This is a genomic window from Roseomonas indoligenes, assembly GCF_017813365.1.
Taxonomy (GTDB): domain Bacteria; phylum Pseudomonadota; class Alphaproteobacteria; order Acetobacterales; family Acetobacteraceae; genus Roseomonas; species Roseomonas indoligenes.
The window spans coordinates 61919-88653 of the sequence record NZ_JAGIZA010000007.1 but is presented as its reverse complement, the minus strand read 5'-3'; the positions used below and the strand labels follow the sequence as shown (position 1 = coordinate 88653).

22 protein-coding genes are annotated in these 26735 nt (G+C 71.9%); 11 read left to right on the top strand and 11 right to left on the bottom strand.

Features of this window, described 5'->3' with window-relative positions; translation table 11 throughout:
• Positions 1-33: 33 nt before the first annotated feature.
• Both ppk2 and J5Y10_RS13380 read left to right on the top strand, forming a co-directional pair.
• Complete coding sequence (gene ppk2 / locus J5Y10_RS13385; RefSeq protein ID WP_245214671.1) at positions 34-945, top strand: polyphosphate kinase 2; 912 nt, start codon at positions 34-36, stop codon at positions 943-945.
• A 251-nt stretch (positions 946-1196) separates the two neighbouring features.
• Positions 1197-2744, top strand: coding sequence for a serine/threonine-protein kinase (locus J5Y10_RS13380; RefSeq protein ID WP_209374317.1), 1548 nt, complete (start codon positions 1197-1199; stop codon positions 2742-2744).
• Positions 2745-2801: 57 nt separating this feature from the next.
• Here the strand turns inward: J5Y10_RS13380 and J5Y10_RS13375 are convergent, their stop codons facing one another.
• Together J5Y10_RS13375 and J5Y10_RS13370 are read right to left on the bottom strand one after the other, a co-directional pair.
• Complete coding sequence (locus J5Y10_RS13375) at positions 2802-4277, bottom strand: carbohydrate porin (RefSeq protein ID WP_209374315.1); 1476 nt, start codon at positions 4275-4277, stop codon at positions 2802-2804.
• Positions 4278-4372: 95 nt separating this feature from the next.
• Positions 4373-4792, bottom strand: a complete 420-nt coding sequence (locus tag J5Y10_RS13370) for a hypothetical protein (RefSeq protein ID WP_209374313.1) — start codon at positions 4790-4792, stop codon at positions 4373-4375.
• Positions 4793-4926: 134 nt separating this feature from the next.
• Here J5Y10_RS13370 and J5Y10_RS13365 point away from each other — a divergent pair, with 134 nt between their 5' ends.
• Together J5Y10_RS13365 and otnK are read left to right on the top strand one after the other, a co-directional pair.
• The gene (locus tag J5Y10_RS13365; protein WP_209374311.1) at positions 4927-6048 is read left to right on the top strand and encodes a hypothetical protein; all 1122 of its coding nucleotides are present in this window, start codon (positions 4927-4929) and stop codon (positions 6046-6048) included.
• A gap of 133 nt (positions 6049-6181) precedes the next feature.
• On the top strand, positions 6182-7426 hold the full coding sequence (otnK, locus tag J5Y10_RS13360) for a 3-oxo-tetronate kinase (protein WP_209374309.1): 1245 nt from the start codon (positions 6182-6184) through the stop codon (positions 7424-7426).
• A 24-nt stretch (positions 7427-7450) separates the two neighbouring features.
• On the opposite strand, the gene corA is transcribed toward otnK, so the two are convergent.
• Both corA and J5Y10_RS13350 read right to left on the bottom strand, forming a co-directional pair.
• Positions 7451-8419, bottom strand: coding sequence for a magnesium/cobalt transporter CorA (gene corA, locus J5Y10_RS13355; protein ID WP_209374307.1), 969 nt, complete (start codon positions 8417-8419; stop codon positions 7451-7453).
• Positions 8420-8486: 67 nt separating this feature from the next.
• Positions 8487-9884: a carbohydrate porin gene (locus J5Y10_RS13350; protein ID WP_209374306.1), complete on the bottom strand. Its 1398-nt coding sequence runs from the start codon at positions 9882-9884 to the stop codon at positions 8487-8489.
• Between the two features lie 185 nt (positions 9885-10069).
• On the opposite strand from J5Y10_RS13350, the gene J5Y10_RS13345 reads away from it, so the two are divergent.
• From J5Y10_RS13345 to J5Y10_RS13325, 5 genes are all read left to right on the top strand, one after another.
• Positions 10070-11152 (top strand): S1C family serine protease, encoded by a 1083-nt coding sequence (locus J5Y10_RS13345; RefSeq protein ID WP_209374304.1) that lies wholly within the window; start codon positions 10070-10072, stop codon positions 11150-11152.
• Positions 11153-11194: 42 nt separating this feature from the next.
• Positions 11195-12229 (top strand): S1C family serine protease, encoded by a 1035-nt coding sequence (locus tag J5Y10_RS13340; protein ID WP_209374302.1) that lies wholly within the window; start codon positions 11195-11197, stop codon positions 12227-12229.
• Between the two features lie 128 nt (positions 12230-12357).
• A complete protein-coding gene (locus J5Y10_RS13335) occupies positions 12358-12693 on the top strand; it encodes a hypothetical protein (protein ID WP_209374300.1) in 336 nt (111 codons plus the stop codon).
• Complete coding sequence (locus J5Y10_RS13330; RefSeq protein WP_209374298.1) at positions 12690-13043, top strand: hypothetical protein; 354 nt, start codon at positions 12690-12692, stop codon at positions 13041-13043. Before J5Y10_RS13335 ends, J5Y10_RS13330 begins: the two co-directional genes overlap by 4 nt.
• Before the next feature lie 773 nt (positions 13044-13816).
• Positions 13817-14008, top strand: a complete 192-nt coding sequence (locus J5Y10_RS13325) for a hypothetical protein (RefSeq protein ID WP_209374296.1) — start codon at positions 13817-13819, stop codon at positions 14006-14008.
• A 20-nt stretch (positions 14009-14028) separates the two neighbouring features.
• On the opposite strand, the gene polA is transcribed toward J5Y10_RS13325, so the two are convergent.
• Together polA and J5Y10_RS13315 are read right to left on the bottom strand one after the other, a co-directional pair.
• Positions 14029-16797 carry a DNA polymerase I gene (gene polA / locus J5Y10_RS13320; RefSeq protein WP_408901583.1) on the bottom strand — a complete coding sequence of 923 codons (2769 nt, stop codon included), beginning with the start codon at positions 16795-16797 and terminating at the stop codon, positions 14029-14031.
• A 154-nt stretch (positions 16798-16951) separates the two neighbouring features.
• Positions 16952-17176: a zinc-finger domain-containing protein gene (locus tag J5Y10_RS13315; RefSeq protein ID WP_209374292.1), complete on the bottom strand. Its 225-nt coding sequence runs from the start codon at positions 17174-17176 to the stop codon at positions 16952-16954.
• Between the two features lie 142 nt (positions 17177-17318).
• Here J5Y10_RS13315 and J5Y10_RS13310 point away from each other — a divergent pair, with 142 nt between their 5' ends.
• Entirely contained in the window at positions 17319-19220 is a 1902-nt protein-coding gene (locus J5Y10_RS13310; protein WP_209374290.1) for an AI-2E family transporter, read from the top strand.
• Positions 19221-19257: 37 nt separating this feature from the next.
• Positions 19258-20142: an SMP-30/gluconolactonase/LRE family protein gene (locus J5Y10_RS13305; RefSeq protein WP_209374288.1), complete on the top strand. Its 885-nt coding sequence runs from the start codon at positions 19258-19260 to the stop codon at positions 20140-20142.
• 254 nt (positions 20143-20396) lie between these two features.
• On the opposite strand, the gene J5Y10_RS13300 is transcribed toward J5Y10_RS13305, so the two are convergent.
• The 5 genes from J5Y10_RS13300 to purB form a co-directional block, all read right to left on the bottom strand.
• Positions 20397-21830, bottom strand: a complete 1434-nt coding sequence (locus J5Y10_RS13300) for an FAD-binding oxidoreductase (protein WP_209374286.1) — start codon at positions 21828-21830, stop codon at positions 20397-20399.
• On the bottom strand, positions 21827-23227 hold the full coding sequence (locus J5Y10_RS13295) for an MmgE/PrpD family protein (RefSeq protein WP_209374284.1): 1401 nt from the start codon (positions 23225-23227) through the stop codon (positions 21827-21829). Before J5Y10_RS13295 ends, J5Y10_RS13300 begins: the two co-directional genes overlap by 4 nt.
• Positions 23224-24120 carry an MBL fold metallo-hydrolase gene (locus tag J5Y10_RS13290; RefSeq protein WP_209374282.1) on the bottom strand — a complete coding sequence of 299 codons (897 nt, stop codon included), beginning with the start codon at positions 24118-24120 and terminating at the stop codon, positions 23224-23226. Before J5Y10_RS13290 ends, J5Y10_RS13295 begins: the two co-directional genes overlap by 4 nt.
• Before the next feature lie 47 nt (positions 24121-24167).
• Positions 24168-25181, bottom strand: a complete 1014-nt coding sequence (locus J5Y10_RS13285) for a tripartite tricarboxylate transporter substrate-binding protein (protein ID WP_209374281.1) — start codon at positions 25179-25181, stop codon at positions 24168-24170.
• 104 nt (positions 25182-25285) lie between these two features.
• The gene (gene purB, locus J5Y10_RS13280; RefSeq protein ID WP_209374279.1) at positions 25286-26647 is read right to left on the bottom strand and encodes an adenylosuccinate lyase; all 1362 of its coding nucleotides are present in this window, start codon (positions 26645-26647) and stop codon (positions 25286-25288) included.
• Positions 26648-26735 lie beyond the last annotated feature (88 nt).

The following is a 26735-nucleotide window of genomic DNA, read 5'->3' as shown; positions in this document are numbered from 1 at the left end:
TGATGAAGACGGCGCGGACCCGGAGGGATGCGGATGCAGGCCGAAGAGAGCGACTCCTCATGGCTCAAGCTGGAACTTGAGGACGACTTCGACGAGGAGCTGGAGCAGGAGGTGGACGATGCCCGCCTGCCGCCGGAGCTGCGGGAACTGCACCAGCACCGGAAGAAGAGCGGGATCGATCGCGGCCTGTATTTCCGCGAGCTGATGCGCCTGCAGGGCGAGCTGGTGAAGCTGCAGGACTGGGTGGTCCACAAGGGGCTGAAGGTCGTCGTCCTGTTCGAGGGACGTGACAGCGCCGGCAAGGGCGGCGTGATCAAGCGCATCACCCAGCGCGTGAACCCCCGCACCTGCCGCGTGGTGGCCCTGCCCGCCCCATCGGACCGCGAGCGGACGCAGTGGTACTTCCAGCGCTACGTCTCCCACCTGCCGGCCGCCGGCGAGATCGTGCTGTTCGACCGCAGCTGGTACAACCGCGCGGGCGTGGAGCGCGTGATGGGCTTCGCCGATGACGGGCAGGTGGAGGACTTCTTCCGCGACGTGCCGGACTTCGAGCGCATGCTCGTGCGCTCCGGCATCCTCGTGGTGAAATACTGGTTCTCCATCACGGACGAGGAGCAGCAGCTGCGCTTCATGATGCGGATCCACGATCCCATCAAGCAGTGGAAGCTCTCCCCCATGGACCTGCAGTCCCGCGTCCGCTGGGAGAGGTACACCCGCGCCAAGGAGGAGATGTTCGAGCGCACGAACATCGAGGAGGCGCCCTGGTACATCGTCGAGGGCAACGACAAGAAGCGGGCGCGGCTGAACTGCATCGCGCACCTCCTCTCCCTCATTCCCTACGAGGAGATCCCGCGGGAGACGGTGCTGCTGCCGGAGCGCGTGTTCAACCCGGACTACGAGCGGCGGACCCTGCCGCCGGAGCTCTACGTGCCCGAGGCCTACTGAGGGCGCGTTCCCCGGCGCCGGCGGCCCTGCCCCGGGCAGGCGGGGGGCGTCCGTGCCGTTCCGGGGTGCAGGGGCCACCCCGGACGGCGCGGCCGGGCCGCCGCAGGGCGGTGCCAAGGCCGGCAAGAGTTTGATGTCCGTTAGAGACGAACCGTCAACAATGACGGTTACCGAATCCCTGATGAGGCGATATCCTCGCCGCAGGTGAGCGCCAGGCCGTCATGACATCCGGGGATCCGCCCCTTTCCGCGGTGCTTCGCGCGATCGGGAAGCGACTGGAAGCCGGTCGCCACGCCTCGCGCGAAGGTCCCCACGCGACCGATATCGCCAGGCTGGACGAGCTGGTCGAGCGGATGGCCCAGCTTCGCGGGTGCCTGGTCTCCCTTCTCGGGGACGCGCTGGTTCCGGCATTGCCCCCGCATCCCGGCGCGGCGGCAGCGACCCGGGACGGGGCCGATGCGGCCGAGGCAGCCCTGGCCGTCGCTGAGTCCTATGCCGGCGATGCAAATCGCCGCAGGGCGCGCGGCGTGACGCTGATGATGTCGGGAGACCTGTCGGCGCTCGACCGTGTCGCCGCCTTTCGCGACGAGGCCATGGCCTGCGCCAGCGCGGGGCTCCAGGAATGGCAGCGCGCCGTGGCCATGCTCGCCGGCACCCCGCCCGAAGGGGTTCCCGCCCCGCCGGAGCCGCCGCCCCTGGCCATTGCCGCCGTGGAAGCCGAGGAGGCGGAGGACGCGACGGTGCGTCCGCCCGTCCGCTCGCCGGAGCCCATCCTCCCCGCTGCCCTCCCCACCCCTGCAGTTCGCCAGGACGAGGGAACCGCGATTCCTTCGGGGCTGCGGCGGATCCTCTCCAACGATTTCAGGTTCGGCGAGGACCGGCTCGTCCTGGCCGGCCGGTACGAGCTTCGCGACCTGATCGGCCGGGGCAGCTTCGGCATCGTCCTGGAAGCCTTCGACCAGGCCCTGGGGCGCCTGGTCGCGGTGAAGGTCATGGATATCCCGCAGGGCGACGCGCCGGAAACGCTGGAGCTGCACGAGCGATTCCGCCGGGAGGCCCGCGCGGTCGGCCGGCTCTCGCATCCGGGAATCGTGCCCGTCTACGACTTCGGCGAGGGCTCGGACACCGCCTGGATCGTGATGGAGCTCGTCATCGGAGAGACCCTGCAGGCCGTGCTGCGGCGCGACGGGGCGGTTTCGCCACCGGAGGCAACCCGCATCGCGATCGAGCTGCTGGACGCCCTGGCCTTCGCCCATGGCCGCGGGATCGTCCATCGCGACGTGAAGGCGGCGAATGTCCTGCTGGCGGCAACCACCGATCACGATCACGGCGCCGTAAGGCTGGTCGATTTCGGCGTCGCCCGCCTCGGGGACAGCCAGGCGACCGTCTTCGGCGAGATGATCGGGACGCTCAGCACCATGTCGCCGGAACAGGTGAGAGGCGAGGCGGTGGACCACCGGGCCGATCTCTGGGCCGTCGGCGTCGTGCTCTACCAGATGCTGACGGGGACGCGGCCCTTCGGCGGCGAAGCCGCCGCCGTGATGAACGCCATCCTCACCAGGGATCCCGAACCGCCCTCGCGGCACCTCGCCGCGGTCCCGGTCGCCTATGACGCCGTGATCCAGCGGGCCCTCGCGAAATCGCCCGACCAGCGCTTCTCCGATGCGGCCGAGTTCATAATGGCCTTGCGGAAGGCCGGCAGCCCTCCGCCCGAGGAGCCGGCGCGCCCGAGCGCGTTCCTTTTCCCGGGCGGACATCTCGCACGGACGCTCCAGCGCCGCTTCGCCCGCACACCCTGAGACCCGAACAGCCGAGCGGGCGCGCGCGGAGGCAAGGCCGTGGGCGTCCCGAGGCGTTCAGAAGGAGAGGTTCGTCCTCAGGCTGAAGACCGAGGCGGGCCCGCGCGCGGCGTTGTGGCCCGGCGCGGCGATGAGCTGGTAATCGACGGTCAGGGCCGCGCCAGGGGCGACCTGCACGGCGTAATAGGCTTCCAGCACCTTCTCCGGCCGGTATTGCAGCGCGCCGTCGCCGAGGACGCTGCCCGTGCCGCCAGCGGCGAGGTAGCGGCGGTGGCCCGGCGAGAGGCCGGCGATGCCGGCGCCGAGCCCCAGCATGTCGTCGAACCGCCCCCAGGCGTTGCCGGCGATGGACAGCCCGGCGGAGGCGGACCAGTCGGCTTCCGTGAACATCCAGTTCCGGACCTGCGCGCCGTTCCAGGCGGTGCGGGCGAAGATGCCGACGGCATCCGTCACCGCCTGCTCCGCATTGGCCGCGGCCATGGGCTGGCTGCGCGCGCGCGCCGCGGGTTCCGGCGCCTCGTCCAGCAGGGCGCGGGTCAGCTCGTCCCAGCGCCGGGTGCTGAAGCGCGTGAGGCCGCCGACGAGGCGGACGGCGCCGGGGCGCTGGCCCGCCCACCAGAAGCGGTCCGCCTCCGCCACCACCTGCTGGTGCTTCAGGGGCTGCGGGTCGAGCGAGCCCGCCGCGATGTCGCGGGAGACCTGGAAGGCGCCGAGGCGCAGGGCCCAGCGCCGGTTCTCGTACTCCGCCACCACGCCGTTCGTGCCGCCGCGCGGGTCGGCAGCGCTGGGGAACGCGGCGGAGGCGAAGAGGCCCCCGTTCAGGAACTGGCTGCCGGGGTCGACGGCGTAGCGGTTGGTGTCGAAGAAATCGAGGACGGAGACGCGGCCGGCGGTGAGGGTGATGCGCTCCGCCGCCAGAGGTCCGGCGAAGCGGGTCGGGTCGCTGTCTCCGCCGAAGGCGTCGTAGGACAGGTCGATCGTCTGGCGGATGAAGGCGTGGCTGACATAGGCGTCCCACACGCGGTCGCGGCTCGCGGCGAGCCCGTTCGTGTACTGGGCGACACCCAGCGCGTTGGACAGGCCATGGCCCCGCAGCAGGCTGGGGATGACGATCAGCTCCGCGCCCTTCCAGAGGCGGCGGCCGAGGACGAGGTCCAGCTCCTCCGTATCGGCCGTGGCGGGGCCGGGGCGGAAGCTGTTCGGGCCGTTGATGCGGGCGTGGAAGCCCGGGCTGACCTGGACCACGGAGGTCAGGCTGCCGCGCAGGAGCCAGCCGGCCTGCTCCAGCGCGTCCAGCGCGGAGGTCAGGCCGCCGACCGCGGCATCCAGGTTGTCCTGGTAGATGGGCGCGCCCGTGCCATAGACGCTGTTGGCGCGCTGGGCGGCGGCCCGACCCGCCGGCAGCAGGGCGAGCAGGATGCCGAGCGCGGCGCCGGCCGCCCGGCCGCGCCGCGATTTCTTGCAGCCGGGCCTCACCGGCGGCCGGGGCGCCACGGCCGCGCGGGCCCCCTCTCCTGGCGTTTCGTCATTCACCGGCTCTAGCCTATGCGCCGCCGGCGCTGCGTGAAGAGGGCATGACGGGCCGGGCTTCGAGCCGGTGGGCGGATAGCCGCCCCCCCGGGCCGGGTTCAGGCCGGCGTCGGGGGGGCGGGGTTGCGCGCGCTCCATTCCCCGAAGATGCGCTCCAGCAGCTCCACCTTCTTGCAGTCCTGCGCCGCGGCCGCCCGCTTGAAGGCGCGGCGGAACTCCGGGGTGACGCGGAAGTTCAGCGGCTCGGTCCGCTCCTTGGGCGGCTTTGGCGCCTTCGCCTTCTCGGGGGCCGCGGATGGGCTCGCCGACGCCGTGACGGCAGCCACCTCCTCGGGCGGCGGGACCGCGGCGGTGGCCGGCTTCAGGATCGCGGGCTTCGCGGCCTTGCGGGGCACCGGCTTCGCGGTCTCCTCGGCGGGCTTCCTGGCCTTGGGGCCGCCCGCCTTGGTGGCGGCGGGCCGCCGGGCCGCGGGCTGGGCGGTGGGCTTCGCGGTACCGCGCCTGGTCGGACCCTGCATGTCCTGATGTCCTTGCATGCCGGGGCTCTGCCGGTGAAGTTTCGATGTCAGGCGGAGGCTATGGCCCGCACTGCTGGCGTGCAAGCGTGCAAACGTGCAAGAGGATTTCCGGGATCGGTGCGGGAGGCGGCGGCTTGGAGGAGCAGGGACTGGTGGTCCGGTCGGGGCATGTCTCGGCCCTCCGGCTCTTCGACCTCGCCTACGAGATCGACCTGCGGCGCGCCGAGGAGCTCTGGGCGCAGCGGACCGCCGGCGCCACCGCGCGCGCCCGGCTGGCCGGCACGCCCTCCAAGGCCGTGTCCTTCGGCGTGCCGCCGCTCGCCCTCGCACTCGGGCCCGTGCCGGTCGCTCTCGGCGCCAGCACGGTCCAGGCCGAGGCCAGCGTGCGGCTCTATGACTTCGGCATCGCCGCCATCGCGCTTCACCTGCCGGCGCAGGACCTCTCCTGGTCGGCCTTCACGGCGCTGGTGAACCGGACGGACGGAGCGGTCGGCCCCGCCGCCGGCACGGAGGTATGGGACGGGCTGCTGGCCCGGCTGCGCGACGTGCTCGGCGAGGCGCTGGACCGCCCGACCGCGACGCCGCTGCAGGAGGACTACCTCATCGCCGTGGTGAACGCCTTCGGCGAGCCGATCACCGCGGAGACGCTGCAGCAGCGTGTGGACCTCGTGCCGCTGCTGTCCGGCGAGGAGAGGCCGCTGTCGGAGGGCGCGCGGCGCGACCTGCTGGCGCAGCGCTTCTCCTACCACCCGGACGACCTGGCGGTGATCACCTGGGACCGCGCCTTCATCCTGGAGCCAAGGCGCGAGACGGACGTGGCCGACGTGCTGGAGATGGCCAATGCCCAGCTGCTGGAGCTGCGCAGCTACGACGAGATGCTGGACGACGAGCTGCCGCGCATGCGGGCCCTGGTGGAGGCGGCGCGCAGCCGCACCAACCTCCTCGCCTCCCGCCGCTACGCGCGCCTGGCCCGGCAGCTGCACACGCTGGTTGCGGAGGTGACGGAACTGGCGGAGCGCGTGGACAACGCCCTGCAGGTGACGGAGGATGTGTACCTCGCGCGCGTCTATGCTGCGGCCATGGGCCTGTTCCGCGTTCCCCAGGTGAGCGCCGCGGTGGACCGCAAGCTGGAGATCATCCGCCAGACCTACACGGCCCTGCACGGCGAAGCGGCCGGGGGCCGTGCCGAGCTGCTGGAGATCGCCATCCTGCTGCTCATCGCCGTGGAGATCGTGCTCTCGCTGATCCGGCACTGACCGGGCAAGGCAAGGCCCCTTAACCCGGGAGCAGCCCCATGCTCCCGGGCCATGCCGCCCCGCGGCAATCTGCTCTAGAGGGAGATGGGAGGGGCAGCCGCCCCGGACCGCGCCACCATCCCAAGGAGCCCCCATGCCATTGCTCGGCTGCATCGCCGACAGCATCGCCGGCGCCACGGAAGTGGCCGGCGCGCTTGCCAAGGCCGGGATGGACACCGTGCAGGTGATCGGCCCGCCGGAGGCAGCGCTGCCCGAGGCCGAGGCCGCCGTCGTCGCGCTGGAGATCCGCACCGGCCCGGCCGCAGCGGCGGTGGCCGGGGCTCTCGCCGCCTGCGAGGCCCTGCAGGGGGCGGCCAGCCGGCAGATCCTGTTCCACCACGCCGCCACCTTCGATTCCACGCCGGCCGGCAATATCGGCCCGGTGGCGGACGCGCTGGTCCGCCGCCTCGGCACCGGCTTCGCGCCGGTCTGCCCGGCCTTCCCCGCGGCGGGACGCACCGTCTACCAGGGCCATCTCTTCGTCGGCGCGTCGCTGCTGAGCGAGAGCGGGATGGAGCGCCATCCGCTGACGCCGATGCGCGACGCCAGCCTGCCCCGCCTGCTCGGCGCCCAGACGGACGGCGCCGTGGCCCTTGTCCCGGTCACCGTCGTGGAAGCCGGCGCCGCCGCGATCCGCCGCGCCCTGACGGGGCTGAAGGAATCCGGCCGCCGCTACGCCGTGCTCGACGCTTTCACGGAAGCGCATCTCCTGGCGATCGCCGCCGCGACCGCCGGCCAGGCGCTGGTCCTCGGCAGCACGGGCATCGCGCCCGGCCTCGCCGCCATCCTGCGCGGGGATGCGCCGCCTCGTCCCTCGGTGACGCCATGGGTGCCGCCCCCGCAGGGGCGCGCCGCCGTGCTCGCCGGCGCCCTCACCCGCGCCACCTTCGCCCAGATCGGCTTCGCGCGGGACCGCATGCCGACGCTGGAACTGGACCCGCTCGCCACGCCCGACGCCGCCGCCCTGGCGCGCCAGGCCCTGGACTGGGCGGCGGAGCAGCCGCCCGAATGGCCCCTCCTTATCGCCGCCTCCGCCCCGCCGGACCGGGTCGCCGCCCTCCGGGCCCGCCTCGGCCCGGCCGCCGGCCCGCTGGTGGAGGCCGCGCTGGCCGAGACGGCCGCGGGGCTGGCCGCCGCCGGGCTGGGGCGGCTGATGGTGGCCGGCAGCGAGACCGCCGCCGCCGTGCTCGCCCGCCTGGATGTCCGGACCCTTCGCATCGGCGCGGAGATCGACCCGGGCGTGCACTGGAGCTTCGCGGAGGCGCCCGGGCTTCACCTGGCGCTCAAGCCGGGGGCCTCGGGCTCGCTCGACGTCTTCCTGAAGGCCTTCGACGACTGACGCCCCACCCCGGAGAGAGCGCAGCTAGAGCCACTTCGCCCGCCGGAAGCGGAGGTAGAGCGTTACGCAGAGAACGGCGATGACCGAGAGGACGACGAAGTAGCCATAGGTCGTCTTCAGCTCCGGCATGTTCTCGAAGTTCATGCCGTAGATGCCCGCGATGGCCGTGGGAACGGCCAGGATCGCGGCCCAGGCCGCCAGCTGCCGCGTGATCTCGCCCTGGCGCTGCTGCTCCAGCAGCGCGCTGACCTCGAAGACCGAGGTGAGGACTTCCCGCAGCCCGTCCACCATGGCCTGGACGCGCCGGACATGGTCCAGGACGTCGCTGAAGTAGGGCCGTGCCTCGACGTCGACGCAGGGCATGTCGAGCCGGGCGAGCTTGCTGCAGACCTCGCTCATCGGGCCCAGGATGCGCTGGAAGCGAAGCATCTCGCGCCGGAGCCGGAAGATCCGTGCCACCTGGTCGCGCGCGAGGGAGGTGTTCAGCGCCTGCTGCTCCATCGCGAGCACTTCCTCCTCGATCGCCTCAACGATCGGCAGGTAGCCGTCCACGACGAAGTCCAGCACCCCGTGGAGCACGTAGTCCACGCCCTGGGACAGCAGGGCCGGGGAGGCCTCCAGCTGGCGGCGCAGTTCCTTGTGGGCGCGGGCCGAGCCGTGCCGGACGCTGATGATGTGGTGCTTGCCGACGAAGACCGCGGTCTCGCCGTAGCGGATGCTGTCCTGCTCGAGATGGGCCGTGCGGACAACGACGAAGAGCTGGTCGCCATAGACGTCCACCTTGGGAAGCTGGTGGGCCTTGAAGGCGTCCTCGACCGCGAGGGGATGCAGGCCGTACTTGTCCTGCAGCACCAGCAGCTCCTGCTCGGTCGGGTCGAGCAGGCCAATCCAGACGAATTCCGAGCGGTCGCCGATGCAGGGCGTCGGCTCGTCGATGGCGACGGGCCGCACCCGGCTTCCGTTCTGGTAGAGGTAGGCGGCGACGACGCTCATCAGGGCCTCGGGAAAGCTTGCGCCAGGGTCTCAGCAAGTGGCCCCGGCGCCAAGCCTTGCCGGATCCCTAGAAAGCCACCCGCGCCCGCAGCGCGAAGAGCGTCACCGGTCCCCGGTCCCGGTTATAGGCGGGGTTGAAGACCTGCTGCACGTCGAGGGCAAGATTCACGCCCGGGGCGACGGCCGCGTCGTAGAAGGCCTCGATCGCGTATTCCGGCCCGCCGCGCAGGGCGCCGTCGCCGGTGATGAAGCCGATGCCGCCGGAGGAGAGATACTGGCGCCGGCCGGCGGAGGCCCAGCCGATATTGGTGCCGAGGCCCACCGTGTCCTCCTTCCGGCCCCAGCGGCCGCCCTTGAGGGAGAGGCCGCCGGAGACGGCGCGGTCCATCTCCGTGAACATCCAGTTCTGCGTGCGGCCGTCGTTCCAGGACAGGCGGGCGAAGGCGCCGAGGTCGTCGGCGATCTCCTGCTCCAGGTTCAGGGCCAGCATGGCCTTGGTGCGGTAGGCGCGCGGGTTCAGCTCGAAGTCCACGGGGGAGACGGGGTCGAGCAGCTCGCCCCAGCTGGACTGGCGGGTGCGGGAGAGGCCGGCGATGACGCGCACGGCGCCGGGGCGGTCGCCGATGCGGGTGAAGCGATCCACCTCGCCCAGCACCTGCCAGGCGCGGGTGATGGAGGGATCGAGGAAGAGGCCGTTCACCCGGCGCGAGACCTGGAAGGCGCCGGCGCGCAGGCCCCAGGTGCCGTCCTCCCACTCCGCCGCGGCGCCGATGGTCCAGCCGCGCGCGTCGGCGGCGTAGTCCACGGCGCCCGAGCCGACGAGGGCCCAGTTCAGGAACTGGGTGCGGGCATCGTGGGAGTAGCTGTTACGGTCGAAGATGTCCCAGACCGACATCTTGCCGATGGTGAGGGTCAGCCGCTCCCGCGGCAGGGCGCCATCGAAGCGCAGCGGGTCGTCCTCGCCCTCCACCGTGTCGGCGGAGAGGCCGATCGTCTGCCGGAAGAAGGCGCGGGGGACGAAGATCGTCGGCTCGGAGGAGCCGAGGCGGAAGGCCTCGTTGTTGGGGAAGGCCGCGATGCCGGTGGAGTTGGAAAGGCCGAAGCCGCGGGTGACGGAAACGTCCACCACCGCCTCCGCCCCGTGCCAGAGGCGGCGGCCTATGATGAGGTCGGAGGAGAAAGTATTGGCGGCCGAGGCTTCCGGCTTCAGGCTGCCCGGGCCCTGGTAGGGGGAGCGGAAGCGCGGATGGCCCTGCAGGACGAAGGTCGCCTGGCCGTGGATCAGCCAGCCATCCTCCTGCAGCGCCCTCAGTTCGCGCGCGATGCCCGGGAAGATCGCCATCTCGCCCTCCCCGCTGCCGGGGGAGCCGCCCTGTTGGGCGGCGGCAGGGGCTGCGAGGCCCAGCAGGAGCAAGGCGCTGCGCAGCAGGCGTCCCGGCGACGGGCAGGCGGGGCGACGGGTCATGCAGGGCTCCGTTCTGTCACGCCAAGACATGAAGAGGTGTTCATGTCATGATCTATGCAGTAATTGTTTAATAATTTCAGTGGTTTAGTTTGTTACCGCGCCCTCGTTCCGGCCGCAAGCCGGGCCGGACACGCAGGAGGTGGTGGATTGACGCGGGATGGGGCGCCGCTCACATCCCGGGGATCATGCGCACCCTCCCCCTCGCCTCGGCCCTCGCCCTGGCACTGTTCCTACCCTCCTCTCCCGCCGTGCGGGCCCAAGGCGCAGCCCAGGGCGCCCCGCCCACCGCCACCCAGGCGGAGGAAGGATTCCGCGTGGTCAACCGCACGGGGCAGGAGGCGCGGACGCTGAACGCCGTGCGCGCCGGGCGGCCGGACTGGGCGGGCAACCTGCTGCCCCGGCCGCTGGCGGATGGCGCCACCTACCGCCTGCGCCCTAACCCCCAGGCCGGTTGCCGCTTCGACATCCGCCTGGTGCTGGCGGATGGGCGGGAGGCGGTGAAGCGCGACCAGGAGATCTGCACGCAGCGGGAGATCGCGCTGGATGCCTCCACCGTGGTCGCTGCGGGCAGCGCCGCCCGCCCCCCTTCGCCGGAGACGCCACCCTCGCCCCAGGCCATCCCGCGCCCCGGCGTGCGCGCGGCCACGGGCACGGGCTTCCTCGTGGCCGGGGAGCGGGTGCTGACCAACCGGCACGTGGTGGATGGCTGCGACCGCGTGCTGGTGCGCGGGCCGGATGGCCGCAACCACGCCGCCGTGCCGCCCGCGCGCACGGATGCCAACCTCGACCTCGCCCTGCTGGCCGTGCCGGGCCTCACCGGCCCCGTGCTCTCCTTCCGACAGGACCCGCCGCTGCGGCGCGGCGAGGGGGTGGTGGCCTTCGGCTACCCGCTGACCGGCCTGCTCTCCTCCGACGCCAAGCTGACGCGCGGCGAGATCAACGGGCTGGCGGGGCTGCGGGACAATCAGGACCAGATCCAGATCAGCGCCCCGGTGCAGCCCGGCAATTCCGGCGGGCCGTTGCTGGACATGCAGGGCAACGTGGTGGGCGTCGTCGTCTCCAAGCTGAACGCGCAGGCGGTGGCGGGGCGCACGGGCGACATCGCGCAGAACATCAACTTCGCCGTGCGGGGGGAACGGGCGGCCGCCTTCCTGCGCGCCGCCGGCGTCACCCCCGCCGCGGCGCGCAGCAACGGCGCGGATCGCAGCGCGGCCGATGTGGGCGAGATCGCGGAGCGGGCGACGATGTTCATCCGCTGCGAGCGGTAGGGCCCCTTTTCACAGGGCTGGCGGCGGCCTCACACTGCCGTGATGCGCCGCCTGCTCCTCCTCCTGCCCCTTCTCGCCACGCCCACCCTTGCTCCCGCCCAGGCGGCGGAGCGGGGCAGTGCATGGCGCATCGTGAACCGCACGGGGCAGCAGGCCGTGGCGCTCGTCGCGACGGAGGCGGACGTCACGGGGGCACGCGGCCGGAATCGCCTGCGCGAGCCCGTGGCGGACGGGGCGGAGAAAGGGTTCCGCCGCCGGGCCGATTCCTCCTGCCGCCTGGACGTGCGGCTGACGCTGGCCGATGGGCGGGAGGCGGTGGCGCGCGGCCACGATGTCTGCGCCCAGCCCCTGGTGAGCTTCGAGGCGGCCTCCGTGCAGGCCGCCGCCCCGGCGCTGCCGGCTCCTGGCCGCGGGCGTGGACGGGCCGAGAGGACGGGGGGCAAGGAGGCGGTCCTCACTGGCACCGGCTTTCTCGTCGCGCCGGAACGGGTGATGACGAACCAGCACGTGGTGGATGGCTGCGCCCGGATCATGCTGCGCGCCCCCAGCGGCTTCCGCTACGAGGCCGTGCCCCCCGTTCAGTCCAACCGGGACCTGGACCTGGCCGTGCTGCGCGTGCCGGGCATCCCCGGCCCACCCCTGGGCTTCCGGGAGGAGTTGCCGCGGCGCGGCGAGGGGGTGGTGGCCTACGGCTTTCCCCTCAACGACCTCCTCTCCTCCGATGCCAAGCTGACGCGCGGCGAGGTGAACGGGCTGGCCGGCATCCGCGACAACCCCAACCAGATCCAGATCAGCGCGCCCCTGCAGCCCGGCAATTCCGGCGGCCCGCTGCTGGACATGCGCGGGCGTCTGGTGGGCGTCAGCACGGCCGTCCTGCGGCAACAAGGGCGCATGCCCCCGCAGAACGTCAACTTCGCGGTCCGCGCGGACCGCGCCCTGGCCTTCCTGCGCGCGGCCGGCGTGGCCCCTCGCCTGGCGGCGGAAGGACCGGAGTTGGGCGCGGTGGAGGTGGGGGAAATCGCCGGCCGGTCGGTGTTCCTGATCCGGTGCGAGAGAAGTTCTAATCCCCCCCTTTAGGTCAGGCCCGGCCTGACGGCCGCCGCCCGCCAGACCCACGCAACGGATCACTAGAACAAATAGGGGGTAAACGCTAAGTTCCTTCTCCCCCGGCGACCTCTCCCCGGCTCCCAACCGAGGATTCACCCATGGCCCAATCCCCCGCCCGTTCCTCCCTTCAGCAGGAGGTCGCGACCCGCATCACCCGCCTGATGCAGAAGGAGCCCACACCGGCCCGCTGCGTGCTGGAGGTGGAGAACATCGTCGCCGGCATGCGCCGCGATGGCGACGCCGAGCAGGTGCAGACCTGGCTGGAGGATCTGCGCGACGGCTTCGCGGAGGCGACGGAGCAGGCCGCCGAGGCCGTGGACGAGGTGGAGGCGACAGCGAAGGCCGAGCGCCGCAAGGCCGAGAACGCCGTGGTCTGCCTGCGCGAGATCAGCGCGGCGTTCGGCCGCGCGCTGGAGGAGCCTGTCCTGGCATGATCCGCTGGCCCTCCCGCTCGTCCGCCGCCCTGCGTGAGGCGGTGGGGCGGGCCTATCGAGAGGCGGGCGGCCGCGGCGCCGACGAGAACGGGCGTCTCAGCGCCGGGGTGGAGGCCTTCCTGGACGCCGGCGGCGTGGCTGCGGTGCCGCGCGAGGCCGTCGAGGCCATCATCTGGGACCTCTCGCGGGACAGGCTGGACTGGCTGCTGGAGCCGGCGGAGCAATGGGCGCTGCGGCGGCACCGGCGGCCCCTGGACTGCCGCCTGCGATGGCGGCGCCGGTTCCGATGGCGAGGCACTGACCTCCGGACCACGGGAACATATCCCAGTTCCCCGGCGGGATCTGGATGACGATCGACGGCGACGAGCTGCCCGATGCCCGGCAGGCCAGGAGGCATGACGGGAACGGCAGCCGGCGCAAGAGCGTCGGACATGGAAGGCTCCGGTTTGCCGCGGTGCCGAGGTGCCGCCGAGCGCGGGTTGACCGATCGCAGCCGCGCCTGCCAACGACCAACCCAGGTTGTCGCGACCGATGCAGGCCGCCGCAGGCGGTTGGCAGGCCGGCAAGGAGCATGGCGTCGATCTCTTCGGCGCCCGGGCGAGGCCTGTCGTTTCTTTAGGCCCCCACTCCACATTCTCTGCCAACGCGGCCGGAATAAGCGCAAGAGTGGCGGGTTGTGCCTCGCCAACAATCGGCAGAAATTCGATGATCATGGGGGCGCCGTCATGAGTGCCGTTGGAAGGATCCTGGATCCGCTCCGGCGCCTCTTCCATCCGATCCAGTCCCTGCTCGGTCGGGACATGTACGCTTCCGCCGGATTGTTCGCCGCTGCCTCTGGCCTGTCGGCGCTGCTCCATCGCGATTGGGCGACCCTGATTCTGGGATGGCGGCCGGGGTTACGCTGATGTGTCAGGCGGAAGCGAACCTGCCCGAGCCGCCGCACACCCGTCTGTCCGAGCCAAGCACTGCCTGATCTGTCAGAGGTTCGAGGCGGGACGATATCGGCCGACCTTTCTAGCGTCAGGCTTGCAGGAGGCCGGGTGAAGTCAGACAGAACCGGTAACGCCATCCCGAACCGCTGGCTGTGGCCGCTATTCAGATACGCATGTCTGAGCCAGGCGACATGACCGGCGATGACGTATCGGCTCAGGCCCTGGCCCTCATCGTGCGCGCGACCGCGGAGGCCTTGATCCAGGCCATCGAGGACGCGGTCCATCTCGGGCTCGACGTTCAGATCGGGGTGGCCCAGGTCGTGGACGGCGGCCTGATGCCGCAGATCCGTGTCGAGGCGCGGCCGAAGCCCGAGGAGGGCTAGGCCGCACCGGGCGGCCCGGCCTAGTGCGCCTCCGCCCAGGAATGCCCCGTGCCGACCTCCACCGCCAGCGGCACGGAAAGGGCGGCGACGCCTTCCATCACGCTCTTCACCACGGGCGTCGTCGCCTCCACCTCCGCCTCCGGCACCTCGAAGAGCAGCTCGTCATGGACCTGCAGCAGCATGCGGGCGGCGAGGCCCTCCGCCTTCAGCACGGCGGGCAGACGCACCATGGCGCGCTTGATGATCTCGGCGGCGCCGCCCTGGAAGGGGGCGTTGATCGCCGCGCGCTCGGCATTGCCGCGCAGGCCCTGGTTCTTGGAGGCGATCTCCGGGATCCAGAGCTTCCGGCCGAAGGGCGTCTGGACGTAGCCGTTGGTGCGGGCATCCTCCTTGAAACGCTCCATGGCGTCGCGGATGCCGGGATACTGGGCGAAATAGGCGTCGATGATCCCGCGCGCCTCCGCCGCGCCGATGCCGAGGCGGCCGGCGAGGCCGAAGGCGGACATGCCGTAGATGATGCCGAAGTTGATGGTCTTGGCGCGGCGCCGCGCCTCGCGGTCCACCTTGTCCAGCGGGATCTTGTAGATGTCCGACGCCGTGCGGGCGTGGATGTCCTGGCCGGTGGCGAAGGCCTCCAGCAGGGAGGGCACCTGCGCGACATGGGCCAGCAGCCGCAGCTCGATCTGGGAGTAGTCGGCGGCCAGCAGCCTGTGCCCGTGCTCCGCCACGAAGGCGCGGCGGATGCGCGCGCCCTCCTCCGTGCGGATGGGGATGTTCTGCAGGTTCGGCTCGGTCGATGACAGGCGGCCGGTGCTGGTGATCGCCATGGAGAAGTCGGTGTGCACGCGGCCATCCGCCGCGAGCTGGGCCTGCAGCCCCTCCACATAGGTGGAGTTCAGCTTCGAGAGCTGGCGCCAGTCCAGCACCTTGCGCGGCAGGGGGTGGCCGGTGCTGGCGGCCAGCTCCTCCAGCGTCGCGGCATCGGTGGAATAGGCGCCGGACTTGCCCTTCTTGCCGCCCTGCATCCCCAGCTTGCCGAAGAGGATGTCGCCGAGCTGCTTCGGCGATCCCACCGCGAAAGCCTCGCCGGCGATCTCGTGGATCTCCTTCTCCAGCGCCGCCATGCGCTCGATGAACTCGGCGCCGGTCTGCTTCAGGGCGGGGCCGTCCACCTTCACGCCCGCCACCTCCATGTCGCGCAGCACCGTGATCATGCGGCGCTCCACGTTCTCATAGAGGGCCAGCGCCTTCTCCTCGCGCAGCTTCGGACGCAGCGCGTGCCACAGGCGCAGCGTCACGTCCGCGTCCTCGGCGGCGTAGCGGGTCGCCTCGTCCAGCGGTACGAGCGCGAAGGGCTTGCGCCCGCGGCCTGTGCCGGTGACCTCGTCATAGGTGATGGGCTGGTGGGAGAGGTGGCGGCGCGACAGCTCGTCCATGCCGTGCCCATGGCGCCCGGCGTCGAGGCTGTAGGAGATGAGCATGGTGTCGTCCACGGGCGCCACCTCCAGGCCCCCGTTCACGTCGCGGCCCAGCACCTCCAGGTCGTATTTCGCGTTGTGCAGCACCTTCAGCACGGCGGGATCGGCCAGCAGGGGGCGCAGCACCGCCATCGCCAGGTCGAAGGGCACCTGTTCCGGCGCGGGGGTCAGCATATCCCCGCCCTCGTGCCGCAGCGGCAGGTAGGCGGCCTTCCCCGGGGCATGCGCCATGCAGACGCCGACGAGGGAAGCGTTGAGCGCGTCGAGGCTCGTCGTCTCCGTGTCCAGCGCCATCACCCCGGCCGCGCGCGCGGCATCGGCGAAGTCGCGCAGGGCGTCGATCGTGGTGATGGTCTCATAGGGGCCGAAACCCGCGCCCTCCGCGGGCAGGGAGAGGGCGACGGGGGCCGGGGCGGGGCCGGCGGGGCGGGATTTCGGCAGGTCGCCGCTGGCATCCAGGCCCAGGCGGTGCTGCACGCTGCGGAAGCCGTGCAGCTTCAGGAAGGCCAGCATCCGCCCCGTCTCCGGCGCGCGGGTGGCCAGTTCCTCGATCGGGCAGGGCAGCGGGGCGTTGCGGTCCAGCTCCACCAGACGGCGGGAGATGCGGGCCAGCTCCGCGTTCTCCTCCAGCGCCTGGCGGCGCTTGGGCTGCTTGATCTCGGAGAGGCGGGAGAGGAGCGTCTCCACGTCGCCGTACTGCTCGATCAGCCCGGCGGCGGTCTTGATGCCGATGCCCGGCACGCCCGGCACGTTGTCCGTGGAATCGCCGGCCAGGGCCTGCACCTCCACCACCTTGTCCGGCATCACGCCGAATTTCTCCATCACCTCGGCCGCGTGGATCGGCTTGTTCTTGATGGGGTCCAGCATGCGGATGCCGCCGCCGACCAGCTGCATCAGGTCCTTGTCGGATGAGACGATCGTCACCTGCCCGCCCTCGGCCGCGAACTTCGTCGCGTAGGCCGCGATCAGGTCGTCGGCCTCGTAGCCGTCCAGCTCCACGCGGGCGACGCAGAAGGCGTCCGTCGCCTCCCGGATCAGGCCGAACTGGGGCTTTAGCTCCTCCGGCGCTTCCGGGCGCTGGGCCTTGTACTGATCGTAGATCTGGTTGCGGAAGGTGGCGCGGGAGGCGTCGAAGACCACCGCGATGTGGCTGCCCGCGTGCTTGGAGAGGAAGTTCGCCAGCATCTGCGTGAAGCCGAATACGGCGTTCACAGGCACCCCCGCCGGGTTGGTCATCGGCGGCAGGGCGTGGAAGGCGCGAAAGATGTAGCCGGAGCCGTCCACCAGGATCAGGTGGCGCTCCGTGTTCACCTCGTCCGTCACGGGGTCGGGCACGGGGGCCTTGTCCGCCGCCTCGTCCGCGTTCTCGCGCTCTGCCATGCCATGCCCCGGATCGGCGGCGCCGGTTGCCCAGCGGCCGCCCTGCTACAGTGGAGAAAAGGCCGGGCCTCGGCCCGGCCGGCCCTCAGTGGTGGCCGTCATCCCCCGCGCCGGGCGCGAGGTGATAGGTGCGGGAGCAGTAGGGGCAGGTGATCTCCTCCCCCTCGATGTGCAGCCACACCCGCGGATGGCCCAGCGTGCCGCCGCCCCCGTCGCAGGGAACGTTGCGGGCGGTGACGGTGATCACCTCCTCCGGCGTCATGCCGGGGACCCGGTTGGGGGCGTAGTTGGTGTATTCAGGGTCGCGCATCGGGCCTGTACGTCCAGGGAGAACCAGGCCCGATAGATAGGGCCGGGGGCGCGATCCGGCCAGCACCCGCCGTATGCCGGTATCCTATGTGACGAAGTGCGGCGGGCCGCGTTCCCCTGGGGTAAGTTCCCGCAGGGAGACGATGTCCGAGCCCGCCACCCGCCCGGCCCCGCCGCGGCCCGCCACTCTCTCCGCCTCCAGCCTCTCCAACGGGGTGGCCGCTGCCGGGGCGCCCGAGGCAGGGCCGGGCATGCTCTATGCCGGGATCGCCCTGGTCGCCGTGCTCTACTTCACGCGGGAGCTGCTGGTGCCGCTGGCGCTCGCCGTGCTGCTGGCCTTCGTGCTGGCCCCGGTCGTCAGGGCCTTCCGCAAGTTCCGCGTACCCAGGGTGGCGGCGGAGCTGCTGGGAGTTCTGCTGGCGGTGGGCGTCATCTCCGGCATCGGCATCCTCATGGGCCGGCAGTTGGCGGACCTCGCGAACGAGCTGCCCTTCTACCAGGCCACCGTGGTGCAGAAGCTGAACGGGCTGATGGGCGACCACGGGCTGATCGGCCGCATCACCGACATGATGCAGGACCTCGGCCGCAACCTGGCGCCGCGGCCGGAGGAGGCCCCTTCCTCCCCCGCCGCCACGCCGCAGTCCGGCCTGCCGCCCCTGCCCGTGGAGGTGCGGGAGCCGACGCCGGGCATCCTCACGGTGATGCAGCGCGTGGTCGGGCCCCTGCTGGGCCCCGTGGCCACCACGGGCATCGTGATCGTCTTCGTCGTCTTCCTGCTGCTCTACCGGGAGGACCTGCGGGACCGGCTCATCAAGCTGATGGGCTCGCGCGACCTGCAGCGCACCACGGCGGCGCTGAACGAGGCCGCCTCCCGCCTCTCCCGCTACTTCCTGGCGCAGACGGCGCTAAACGCCGGCTTCGGCGTGATGATCTCCGTCGGCCTCTGGGCCATCGGCATCCCCAACCCGCTGCTCTGGGGCGTGATCGCGGGGATGATGCGCTTCGTGCCCTTCATCGGCGGCTTCATCGCGGCCGCCTTCCCTGTGCTGCTGGCCGTTGCCGTCGATCCCGGCTGGACGATGCTGATCTGGGTCGTCGTTCTCTTCGGCGTGCTGGAGCCCGTGATGGGGCAGGTGTTCGAGCCGCTGGTCTATGGCCATTCCACCGGCCTCTCCCCCGTCGCGGTGCTGCTCGCCACCGCCTTCTGGGCCTGGCTCTGGGGTCCGGTGGGGCTGCTGCTGGCCACGCCGCTGACGGTCGGGCTGGTGGTGATGGGCCGCCATGTGGACCGGCTGGAGTTCCTGGACGTGCTGCTGGGTGACCGCGCCGCCCTTGCCCCGCCCGAGGCCTTCTACCAGCGGGCGCTGGCCGGGGACGGGGACGGGCTGGCGGAGCAGGCGGAACTGCAGCTCCGCACCCTGCCGCTGCACGGCTACTACGACACGGTGGCGCTGCCCGGCCTCACCCTCGCCCAGGGGGACGCCACCCGTGGCGCGCTGGACAAGGCGCGGCTTGACGTGCTGCGGGCCCGGGTGGACGGGCTGCTGGACGATCTCTCGGAGCACGAGGATCCCGAGCCCACCGCCCTGGTTACGGACGGCCCCGTGGACCGCGACGACGCCGCCGCGGCCCCGCTGCCCCCCGCCCCGCCCGGCTGGGATTCGCCGGGCAGCGTGCTCTGCGTGGCCGGGCGCGGCCGGCTGGACGGGCAGGCCACCGCCATGCTCGCCCAGGTGCTGGCACTGGCCGGCTACGGCGTGCAGGCCCTCTCCACCGAGACGCTGCGGCATGCCGAGCCGCCGCCGCAGGGCGTGCGCGCCGTGGTGCTCTCCGCCCTCGATGGCGGCAGCGGCGCGGCCAGCACGCGCTACGCCGTCCGCCGCCTGCGCCGGCGCTTCCCCGAGGCCCTGCTGGTCGCCGGCGTCTGGGGCGCGGACCGCGACAGCGCCGTGTTGGCGGCCCTGCGGGAGGAGAGCAACGGCGCCTGCGAGGCCCGTTCCCTGCGGGACGCGCTGGCCTGCCTCGGCAGCCCCCGCGGTACCTGACCGCGCATCCCCCGGCGGGCCATGGCGTTCCCCCGCCATGCCCGATGTCACCATCCTGCCCGTGGACGGCGCCCTGAACGGGGAAAGCCCGGCCTGGTGCGCCCGCACCCGCCGCCTGCTCTGGATCGATTCGCGCGAGCCCGCGCTGCACCGCTTCGATCCCGCCACGGGCCAGGACGAGCGCTGGGCCATGCCCGCCTGGATCGGCGCCTGCGCCCCAACCCCGCGCGGCGCCCTTCTGCCCCTCCGCACGGGCCTGCACCACCTGGACCTCTCGACCGGCGCGCTGGACTTCCTCGCCCCCGCCCCCTGCGACGCCCGCCGCTTCGTGCTGAACGACGGCCGCTGCGACCCCGCCGGCCGTTTCCTGGTCGGCGCCATGTACGAGCCCCTAGGGCCCGGCGAGATGTCCGATGCTCCGAAGGCCGCCCCCCTCTGGCGCTACACGGGTGGCGGCTGGACCGCCCTGACCGATCCCGTGGCCACCAGCAACGGCCTGGCCTGGAGCCCGGACGGGCGGACCATGTACCACGCCGATACCCCCGCCCGCGTGATCCGCGCCTATGACTACGACCCCGCCACCGGGGACATATCGAACCCCCGCCTCTTCGCCCGGGTGGAGGAAGGCGAGGGGCCGGACGGCGCCTCGGTGGACCGTGACGGCTTCTACTGGTCCGCGATCTACGGCGGCGGCTGCCTGCTGCGCTTCGACCCCGCCGGCAAGCTGGAACGTCGTGTGGACCTGCCCGTGCGCTGGCCCACCATGCCCGCCTTTGGGAGCGACGACCTCGGCACGATCTTCGTTACCTCCGCCAACAAGGACCTGCCGCCCGGGGAACGCGCGGGGCGGCCGGACGGGAAGCTGCTCGCGATGTCGGCGCCGGTTCCGGGGCTGCCGACGATCGAGGCGGGCGGTTTCTAAGGGCGGCGTGCTGGCCTTGTGGTGGCGGTCTGTCCCGGGGGGGAGGAAGAAGGAATTCTTCCTCCCCTCAGACCCCTCACCATCATCTTTTTCTAGGCTTTGAGCTTGCTCGGCTGACGGTGCGCCTCGGGTCTATGACCCGAGACGACTGAAAGGGCGGGCTCAGGCCCGTTGAGCGGAAACTCCGCGTCGGAACGGCGCCGCGGTAGCCCGATGCAGGTCCAGGGTTGGACCTCTAGGTCCAACCAGCCTTCTCACCCCAGCATCTTCCCGGGATTCAGCAGCCGCCCCGGGTCCAGCGCGTCGCGCAACCGGTGCATCAGGTCCATCTCCACCGGGTCCTTGTAGCGGCGCAGTTCGCCAGCCTTCAGCAGTCCGATGCCGTGCTCGGCGGAGATGGAGCCGCCGAGTTCCACCACGATATCGTGGACGATCGCGTTCATCCGTTCCCACTGCGCCAGGAACGCCGCCTTCTCCATGCCCATGGGCTGGGTGAGGTTGTAGTGGATGTTGCCGTCGCCGAGATGGCCGAAGGCGCAGACCCGCACGCCGGGCAGGGCTTCCGCGGCCGCCTCGCCCGCGCGGCGCAGGAAAGCGGGGATGCGGGAGACGGGCACGGAGACGTCGTGCTTGATGCTGCCGCCCTCCTTCTTCTGCGCCTCGGGGATGCCCTCGCGCAGGCGCCAGAGGGCGGCGTACTGGGCGCTGCTCTCGGCCAGCACGGCGTCGGCGAGGGTGCCGCGCTCGAAGGCCTCCTCCAGGATGCCCTCCAGCACGGGGCGCAGCGTGCCGTCATGGCCGGAGCCGGCGAGCTCGATGAGGGCGTACCAGGGATGGCGCTCCCGCATCGGGTCCTGGCCGCCGGCGTGGCGCTGCACGATTTCCACCGTCAGTTCCGACATCAGCTCGAAGGCCGTCACCGCCTCCCCGGCGCGGTCGCGGGCCAGGGAGAGGAGGGTCAGCGCGTCGGCGGGGTCTCGCAGCGCGCAGAAGGCCACCACCCGGTCGGTCAGGCGCGGGAAGAGCTTCAGCACGGCGCGGGTGATGATCCCCAGCGTGCCCTCGCTGCCCACGAAGAGGTGCTTCAGCGCGTAGCCCGTGTTGTCCTTGTGCAGGGCGCGCAGGCCGTTCCAGACGCGGCCATCGGCCAGCACCACTTCCAGGCCGAGGACGAGGTCGCGGGCGTTGCCGTAGCGCAGCACGTTGATGCCGCCGGCATTGCTGGCGAGGTTGCCGCCGATCTGCGCGCTGCCCTGGGCGCCGAGGGAAAGGGGAAAAAGGCGGCCGGCGCGCTCCGCCGCCTGCTGGATGTCGGCGAGGATGCAGCCGGCCCCCACGGTCATGGTGAAGTTCAGCGGATCGACCTCCTCGATCCCGTTCATCCGGCCGAGGGAGAGAAGCACCTCGTGCGCGGCGGTGACGGTGCCGCCGACAAGGCCGGTATTGCCGCCCTGGGGCACGATCGGCGCGCCCGCCTCCGCGCAGACGCGGACGGCGGCCGCCACCTCCCCGGTGGAGCGCGGCCGCAGCACGATCGGGGCCTGGCCGCGGTAGAGGCTTCGCTCCTCCAGCAGATAGGCCTCGCGGTCGGTGGCTTCCGTCAGCACGGTGCCTTCGGGCAGCGCGGCGCGCAGCCGGTCGGCCAGGTCCGCGGGAAGGGCACGGGCTGGGGGACGGATCTCGTTCATGCCGCGCGCTCCGGCGCTGTCCCGGCACGGAAGAAGGGGGCGGCGCCCCGGTCCAGCGCCGGGTCCGCGGCCCCGAAGGCGCGGCACCACGCCACCACCGCCTCCCGCGCCGCCGGGTTGCGCATGGCGAGGCCGGCAATGCCCTGGAAGCGCTCCACCAGGGGCTCCCACTCCCAGGGCGCCTCGGGGTCGCCGCGGCGAAAGCTCCGCTCCTCCGACAGCGCGCGGCCATTCCCCGTCGTCACGGTGATGCGGGCCGGGCGCTCCCTCGGGTAGCGGGCGGAGAATTCCGGGATGGCCTGCACCTCGATCCGGTCCGCCAGGGCCTGCACCGCCTCGTCCCGCACGGCACGGCCATCGAAGCCGGTGAAGGAGAGGTCGCCGCCGGAGAGCATCAGGGCCAGGCAGAAGCTCGTGGAGAACTTCGCGTCGCCCGTGTTCGCGGGGCGGCGGAGGCCGGCCACGTCCAGCAGGGCCTGGGGGGCTTCCGCCCTCACGGTGGCGATCTCCTCCGCCCGCAGCCCTGCTTTCCGCACCAGGTCTTGCGTGGCGTCCAGCAGGCTGTGCATCTGGCCGCAGACGGGCCAGCCCTTGATAGTGGCGGTCAGGATCATTGGCGGCCCTTCCGGCGCCAGGGATGCGCCGGGCTCCGGCGTCAGCTTCCAGGCCGCCAGCATCCCTCGCCTGCCCTCCAGCACATGTGCGGCACCGGGAATGCCGGCCTCGGCCAGCATCGCGGCCGTGACGCCGTTGCGGACGGCGGCGGCGGGGTGGACCGCCTTCGCCTCCGTCGCGCCGTCCTCCAGGAACTGCCAGAGACCCGCGGCCTGGGTGCCGGTATGGCCGAAGGCGGAGAGGGTGGCGGCGGCATCCAGCCGCAGCAGGCGCGCGGCGGCGGCGGCCGCGCCGAAGGTGCCGGCGGTGGCCGTCACGTGGTTCGTCGCCGCATGCGCCTTGCCGAGATGCGCGCCGATGCGCAGCCCGGCCTCGTAGCCCGCCAGCACGGCGGCGCGCATATCCGCCACCGTCACGCCCGGCCGTGCCTGGGCCAGCGCGACCACGGCGGGCCAGACGGTGATGCCGGGATGCATCATCGCGGCGCGGTGGCTGTCGTCGAACTCCCAGAGATGGCTGATCGCGGCATTGGCGGCGGCGGCCTCCACCGGCGCCCAGCCGCGTACATCGCCGGCCACGGCGCAGCCCACGGCGCCCGGCGCGGCCATTGCCGCGAAGGCGGCGATGTAGCGCGGGTAGAGGTCATGCGCGGTGCCCGCGATCAGCGCGCCCGCCCAGTCCAGCGCGGAGCAGGCCAGGGCGGATTCCACCACCCCGTCCCCCGCCGCGCCGTCCGCCGCCGCCACCCACTCGGCCAAGTCCTGCAGCGCGGGTGCGGTCATCGCTTCGTCTCCTCCTGCGCGACCACGCCGCGCCCGGCCACGGGGATGCGCAGGAAGGTCACGCCTCTCCCCTCCCCGGCCGGGAAGCGGCCCGCGCGGATGTTCACCTGGATGGAGGGCAGCAGAAGCGCGGGGGCGGAGAGGGTCGCGTCCCGCTTCGTGCGGAGCGCCACGAAGGCCTCCTCGTCCCGCCCTTCGCCGACATGGATGTTGCGCGCGCGCTGCTCCGCCACCGTGGTCTCCCAGGCGAAGCTGTCGCGGCCCGGGGCCTTGTAGTCGTGGCAGATGAAGACGCGGGTCTCCGGCGGCAGGGCCAGGATGCGCCCGATGGAGCGGTAGAGCTGCCGCGCGTCGCCGCCCGGGAAGTCCGCCCGCGCCGTGCCTGCATCCGGCATGAACAGCGTGTCGCCGACGAAGACGGCGTCGCCGATCCGGTAGGCCACGTCCGCCGGCGTATGGCCGGGCACGTGCAGCACCTCCACCGCGATCCCGCCCAGGGGGAAGGTCTCGCCATCCGCGAAAAGCCGGTCGAAGTCGCCGCCGCCCGGGCGCAGGTCCCGCGCATCGAAGACCGGGCGGAAGATGGCCTGCACCTCCGTGATCCGCGCCCCGATTCCCACGGGCGCGCCGGTCTTCTGCTTGATGTAGGGCGCGGCGGTCAGGTGGTCGGCATGGGCGTGGGTCTCCAGCACCCATTCCAGGCGCAGGCCCTTCTTCGCCGCCGCCTCCAGCATGGCGTCGGCGGAGTGCGTGTCCGCCTCCCCCGCCGCGTTGTTCCAGTCCAGCACGGGGTCGATCACCGCCGCCGCCCGCGTCGCCTCGTCCCAGACGAGGTAGGAGACGGTGTTGGTGGCGGGGTCAAAGAATGCCTGGACGGCAGGGGCGTTGCTCATGACGGAATCCTCTGCTGGAAGGACGGCCCGCCCCCGGGCGGCGCCCCTTACCCGACGTCGATGCGGACCTTGCTCTTCAGCTCCAACCAGCCCCGGATCTCCTTGTCCAGGATATCCGCCAGGGCCTGGCGCGGGCCGGGCACGAAGGTCACGCCGTCCTCGCGGAAGCGGGACCGCAGCGCCTCGTTGGAGATGGCCTTGTTCAGCCCGGCGTTCAGCTCCTCCAGCACCGCCACCGGGGTGGCGGCGGGCGCGAAGAGGCCGTTCCAGCTGTAGACGTCGAAGCCCGGGATCGTCTCCGCGATGGCCGGCACCTCCGGCAGGATCGGCGCGCGCTCCTTCGTGCTGACCGCGAGAAGCTTCGCGCCCTGGCTCCGCAGCGCCAGCGCGTCGGAGAGCTGGGCGAAGATCCCGTGCACCCGGCCGGAGAGCAGGTCGGTGGCGACCACGCCGCTGCCGCGATAGGGCACGGGCGTGATCTCCGTGCCGATCTGCAGCCCCAGCAGCTCCCCGGCCAGGCGCGTGGCCGTCATCTGGCCGGTGTTGGCGAGCAGGAACTCGCCGCGATGCGCCTTGGTCCAGGCGGCGAAGCCCGCGAAGTCGTCCGCCGGGAAGCCCTTCGTCACCGTCAGCACGTAGGGCTGCGTCGCCAGCCGGCCGACGGGCGCCAGGAACTGCCGGGGATCGCCGGGCAGGAGCTGCGGCTGGAAGGCGGCGGTGATGGAGGTGCCGGGGGTGGCGATGAACAGCGTGTGCCCGTCCGGATCCGCCCGCCCGACAGAGGCCGCGGCGATGGCGCCCGAGGCGCCGGGACGGTTGTCCACGACCACCGCGCGGCCGAGGGCGGCCGACATCGGCTCCGCCACGGCCCTAGCGATGATGTCCACCGCGCCACCGGGCGCGAAGGGCACGGCAAGCAGGACGGGGCGATTGGCGAGCCCGCCGGCCGTCCCCTGGGCGCGGGCCAGGCGCGGGGCGGCGAGCGCGGCCGCGCCCCCGGCCATCATCGCCAGGAGGCGGCGCCGCTCGGGGCTGGGGAGCGGGAAAACGGCGTCGGGCACGGTGTGTTCCTCCAAGGGCGCCGATCCCTGCCGGTTCGTCCGGCTTATGTCCAGTTCGGCGCGTGAATCACAAAATTCACCCTATTGCATAGTTGATTGCCGGTTTACCCTTCCAGCCAGGCGGCGCTGCGGGCCAGCACCCGGTCCACCGAAGCGCCGGCCTCGCCGAGATAGCCGCGCGGATCGGTCATGCCGGTGATCTCGGCATCTGTGGAAACCTTGGAGATCTCGGGGTGGCGTCGCATGGCGTCCGCGAAGTCCAGCCGGTTCTCGAGGCCGTGCATGGAGGCCTCGTAGATCCACTCATGGGCGTTCTGCTTGCCCACCTTCTCCCCGAGCTCGAGCATCACCCGCTCGGAGAGGAGATAGCCGCGCATCCGGTCCAGGTTCTCCATCATGCGCGCCTTGTCCACGCGCAGGCCCTTGAGGAGGGAGGCGCACTGGAACAGCAGGGCGCCGGCCATGAGGCAGCACTCCGGCACCGCCTTCCACTCGGTCTTCCAGCCGATGCCGTCGCGCTCCCCCTCCGCCACCATCGCTTCCATCATGAGGCCGGCGGAGGCGCGCAGGCCGCGGGCGACGCAGGGCAGGTTCTCCGCGAAGACCGGGTTGCGCTTGTGCGGCATGGTGGAGGAGCCGAGCTTGCCCTCCGTGAACCCCTCCTCCACCTCGGCGAACTCGTTGCGCTGCATGTTGAACAGCTCGTTGCCGATCTTGCCGATCGTGCCTCCGATCATGTTCAGGATGGACAGGTATTCCGCGAAGCGGTCCCGCGCCGGGGCCCAGGAGATGTCGGGCACGCCGAGGCCGAGCACGGCCATGGTCCCCTCCTCCACCTGCCGCGCCATCGGGCCGAGGGAGGCCTGGGTGCCCACCGCGCCGACCAGCTCGCCGACGAAGAGGCGGGGCTCGCATTCCCTGAGCCGCTGGTGGTGGCGGCCGATCTCGTCCAGCCAGATGGCGCATTTGTGCCCGAAGGTGATGGGCAGGGCGAGGACGCCGTGGGTGCGCCCGGCCATGATCGTGTCCCGGTGCTCCCGCGCCAGCCGCGCCAGCTCCCGCCCCACCGCCTTGATGTCGCGCAGGAACAGGGCGTGGCAGTCGCGGACCTGCAGCACCATGCCCGTGTCGATCACGTCCTGCGTGGTCGCGCCGTAATGGACCCACTGCCCGGCCTCCGGCGTGCAGGCGGCCTGGAGCTGCTTGATGGCCGGGACCAGCGCGTGCTTCACGCGGCGGATCTCGGCGGCCATCTTCGGGATGTCGATCGTGCTGCCCTTGGCATGGGCCACGATGTCGTCGGCGGCCGCCTGCGGGATGATGCCGAGCCGGGCCTGGGCCGTGGCAAGGGCCGCCTCCACCTCCATCCATTTCTGGACGCGCATCGTCTCGTCGAAGATCGCCCGCGTCTCGTCCGTGCTCCAGTTGTGCTGGAGGGCCTGCATGTCGAAGACCGAAATGCCCATGGGTTCCTCGCGGCCGGACGCCTTGCCGGCATTTCATTAATTGAAATCAGTTTTGTTGTTTGAAATTTAGCCATGGCATGTCCGCTTC

What these genes read in the sequence shown, in the direction of transcription:
- ppk2 (WP_245214671.1), top strand. Translation starts at nt 34, where the DNA reads ATGCAGGCCGAAGAGAGCGACTCCTCATGGCTCAAGCTGGAACTTGAG.
- J5Y10_RS13370 (WP_209374313.1), bottom strand. Translation starts at nt 4,792, where the DNA reads ATGCAGGGTCCGACCAGGCGCGGTACCGCGAAGCCCACCGCCCAGCCC.
- otnK (WP_209374309.1), top strand. Translation starts at nt 6,182, where the DNA reads ATGCCATTGCTCGGCTGCATCGCCGACAGCATCGCCGGCGCCACGGAA.
- corA (WP_209374307.1), bottom strand. Translation starts at nt 8,419, where the DNA reads ATGAGCGTCGTCGCCGCCTACCTCTACCAGAACGGAAGCCGGGTGCGG.
- J5Y10_RS13350 (WP_209374306.1), bottom strand. Translation starts at nt 9,884, where the DNA reads ATGACCCGTCGCCCCGCCTGCCCGTCGCCGGGACGCCTGCTGCGCAGC.
- J5Y10_RS13345 (WP_209374304.1), top strand. Translation starts at nt 10,070, where the DNA reads ATGCGCACCCTCCCCCTCGCCTCGGCCCTCGCCCTGGCACTGTTCCTA.
- J5Y10_RS13340 (WP_209374302.1), top strand. Translation starts at nt 11,195, where the DNA reads ATGCGCCGCCTGCTCCTCCTCCTGCCCCTTCTCGCCACGCCCACCCTT.
- J5Y10_RS13335 (WP_209374300.1), top strand. Translation starts at nt 12,358, where the DNA reads ATGGCCCAATCCCCCGCCCGTTCCTCCCTTCAGCAGGAGGTCGCGACC.
- J5Y10_RS13330 (WP_209374298.1), top strand. Translation starts at nt 12,690, where the DNA reads ATGATCCGCTGGCCCTCCCGCTCGTCCGCCGCCCTGCGTGAGGCGGTG.
- J5Y10_RS13325 (WP_209374296.1), top strand. Translation starts at nt 13,817, where the DNA reads ATGACCGGCGATGACGTATCGGCTCAGGCCCTGGCCCTCATCGTGCGC.
- J5Y10_RS13315 (WP_209374292.1), bottom strand. Translation starts at nt 17,176, where the DNA reads ATGCGCGACCCTGAATACACCAACTACGCCCCCAACCGGGTCCCCGGC.
- J5Y10_RS13310 (WP_209374290.1), top strand. Translation starts at nt 17,319, where the DNA reads ATGTCCGAGCCCGCCACCCGCCCGGCCCCGCCGCGGCCCGCCACTCTC.
- J5Y10_RS13305 (WP_209374288.1), top strand. Translation starts at nt 19,258, where the DNA reads ATGCCCGATGTCACCATCCTGCCCGTGGACGGCGCCCTGAACGGGGAA.
- J5Y10_RS13300 (WP_209374286.1), bottom strand. Translation starts at nt 21,830, where the DNA reads ATGAACGAGATCCGTCCCCCAGCCCGTGCCCTTCCCGCGGACCTGGCC.
- J5Y10_RS13295 (WP_209374284.1), bottom strand. Translation starts at nt 23,227, where the DNA reads ATGACCGCACCCGCGCTGCAGGACTTGGCCGAGTGGGTGGCGGCGGCG.
- J5Y10_RS13290 (WP_209374282.1), bottom strand. Translation starts at nt 24,120, where the DNA reads ATGAGCAACGCCCCTGCCGTCCAGGCATTCTTTGACCCCGCCACCAAC.
- purB (WP_209374279.1), bottom strand. Translation starts at nt 26,647, where the DNA reads ATGGGCATTTCGGTCTTCGACATGCAGGCCCTCCAGCACAACTGGAGC.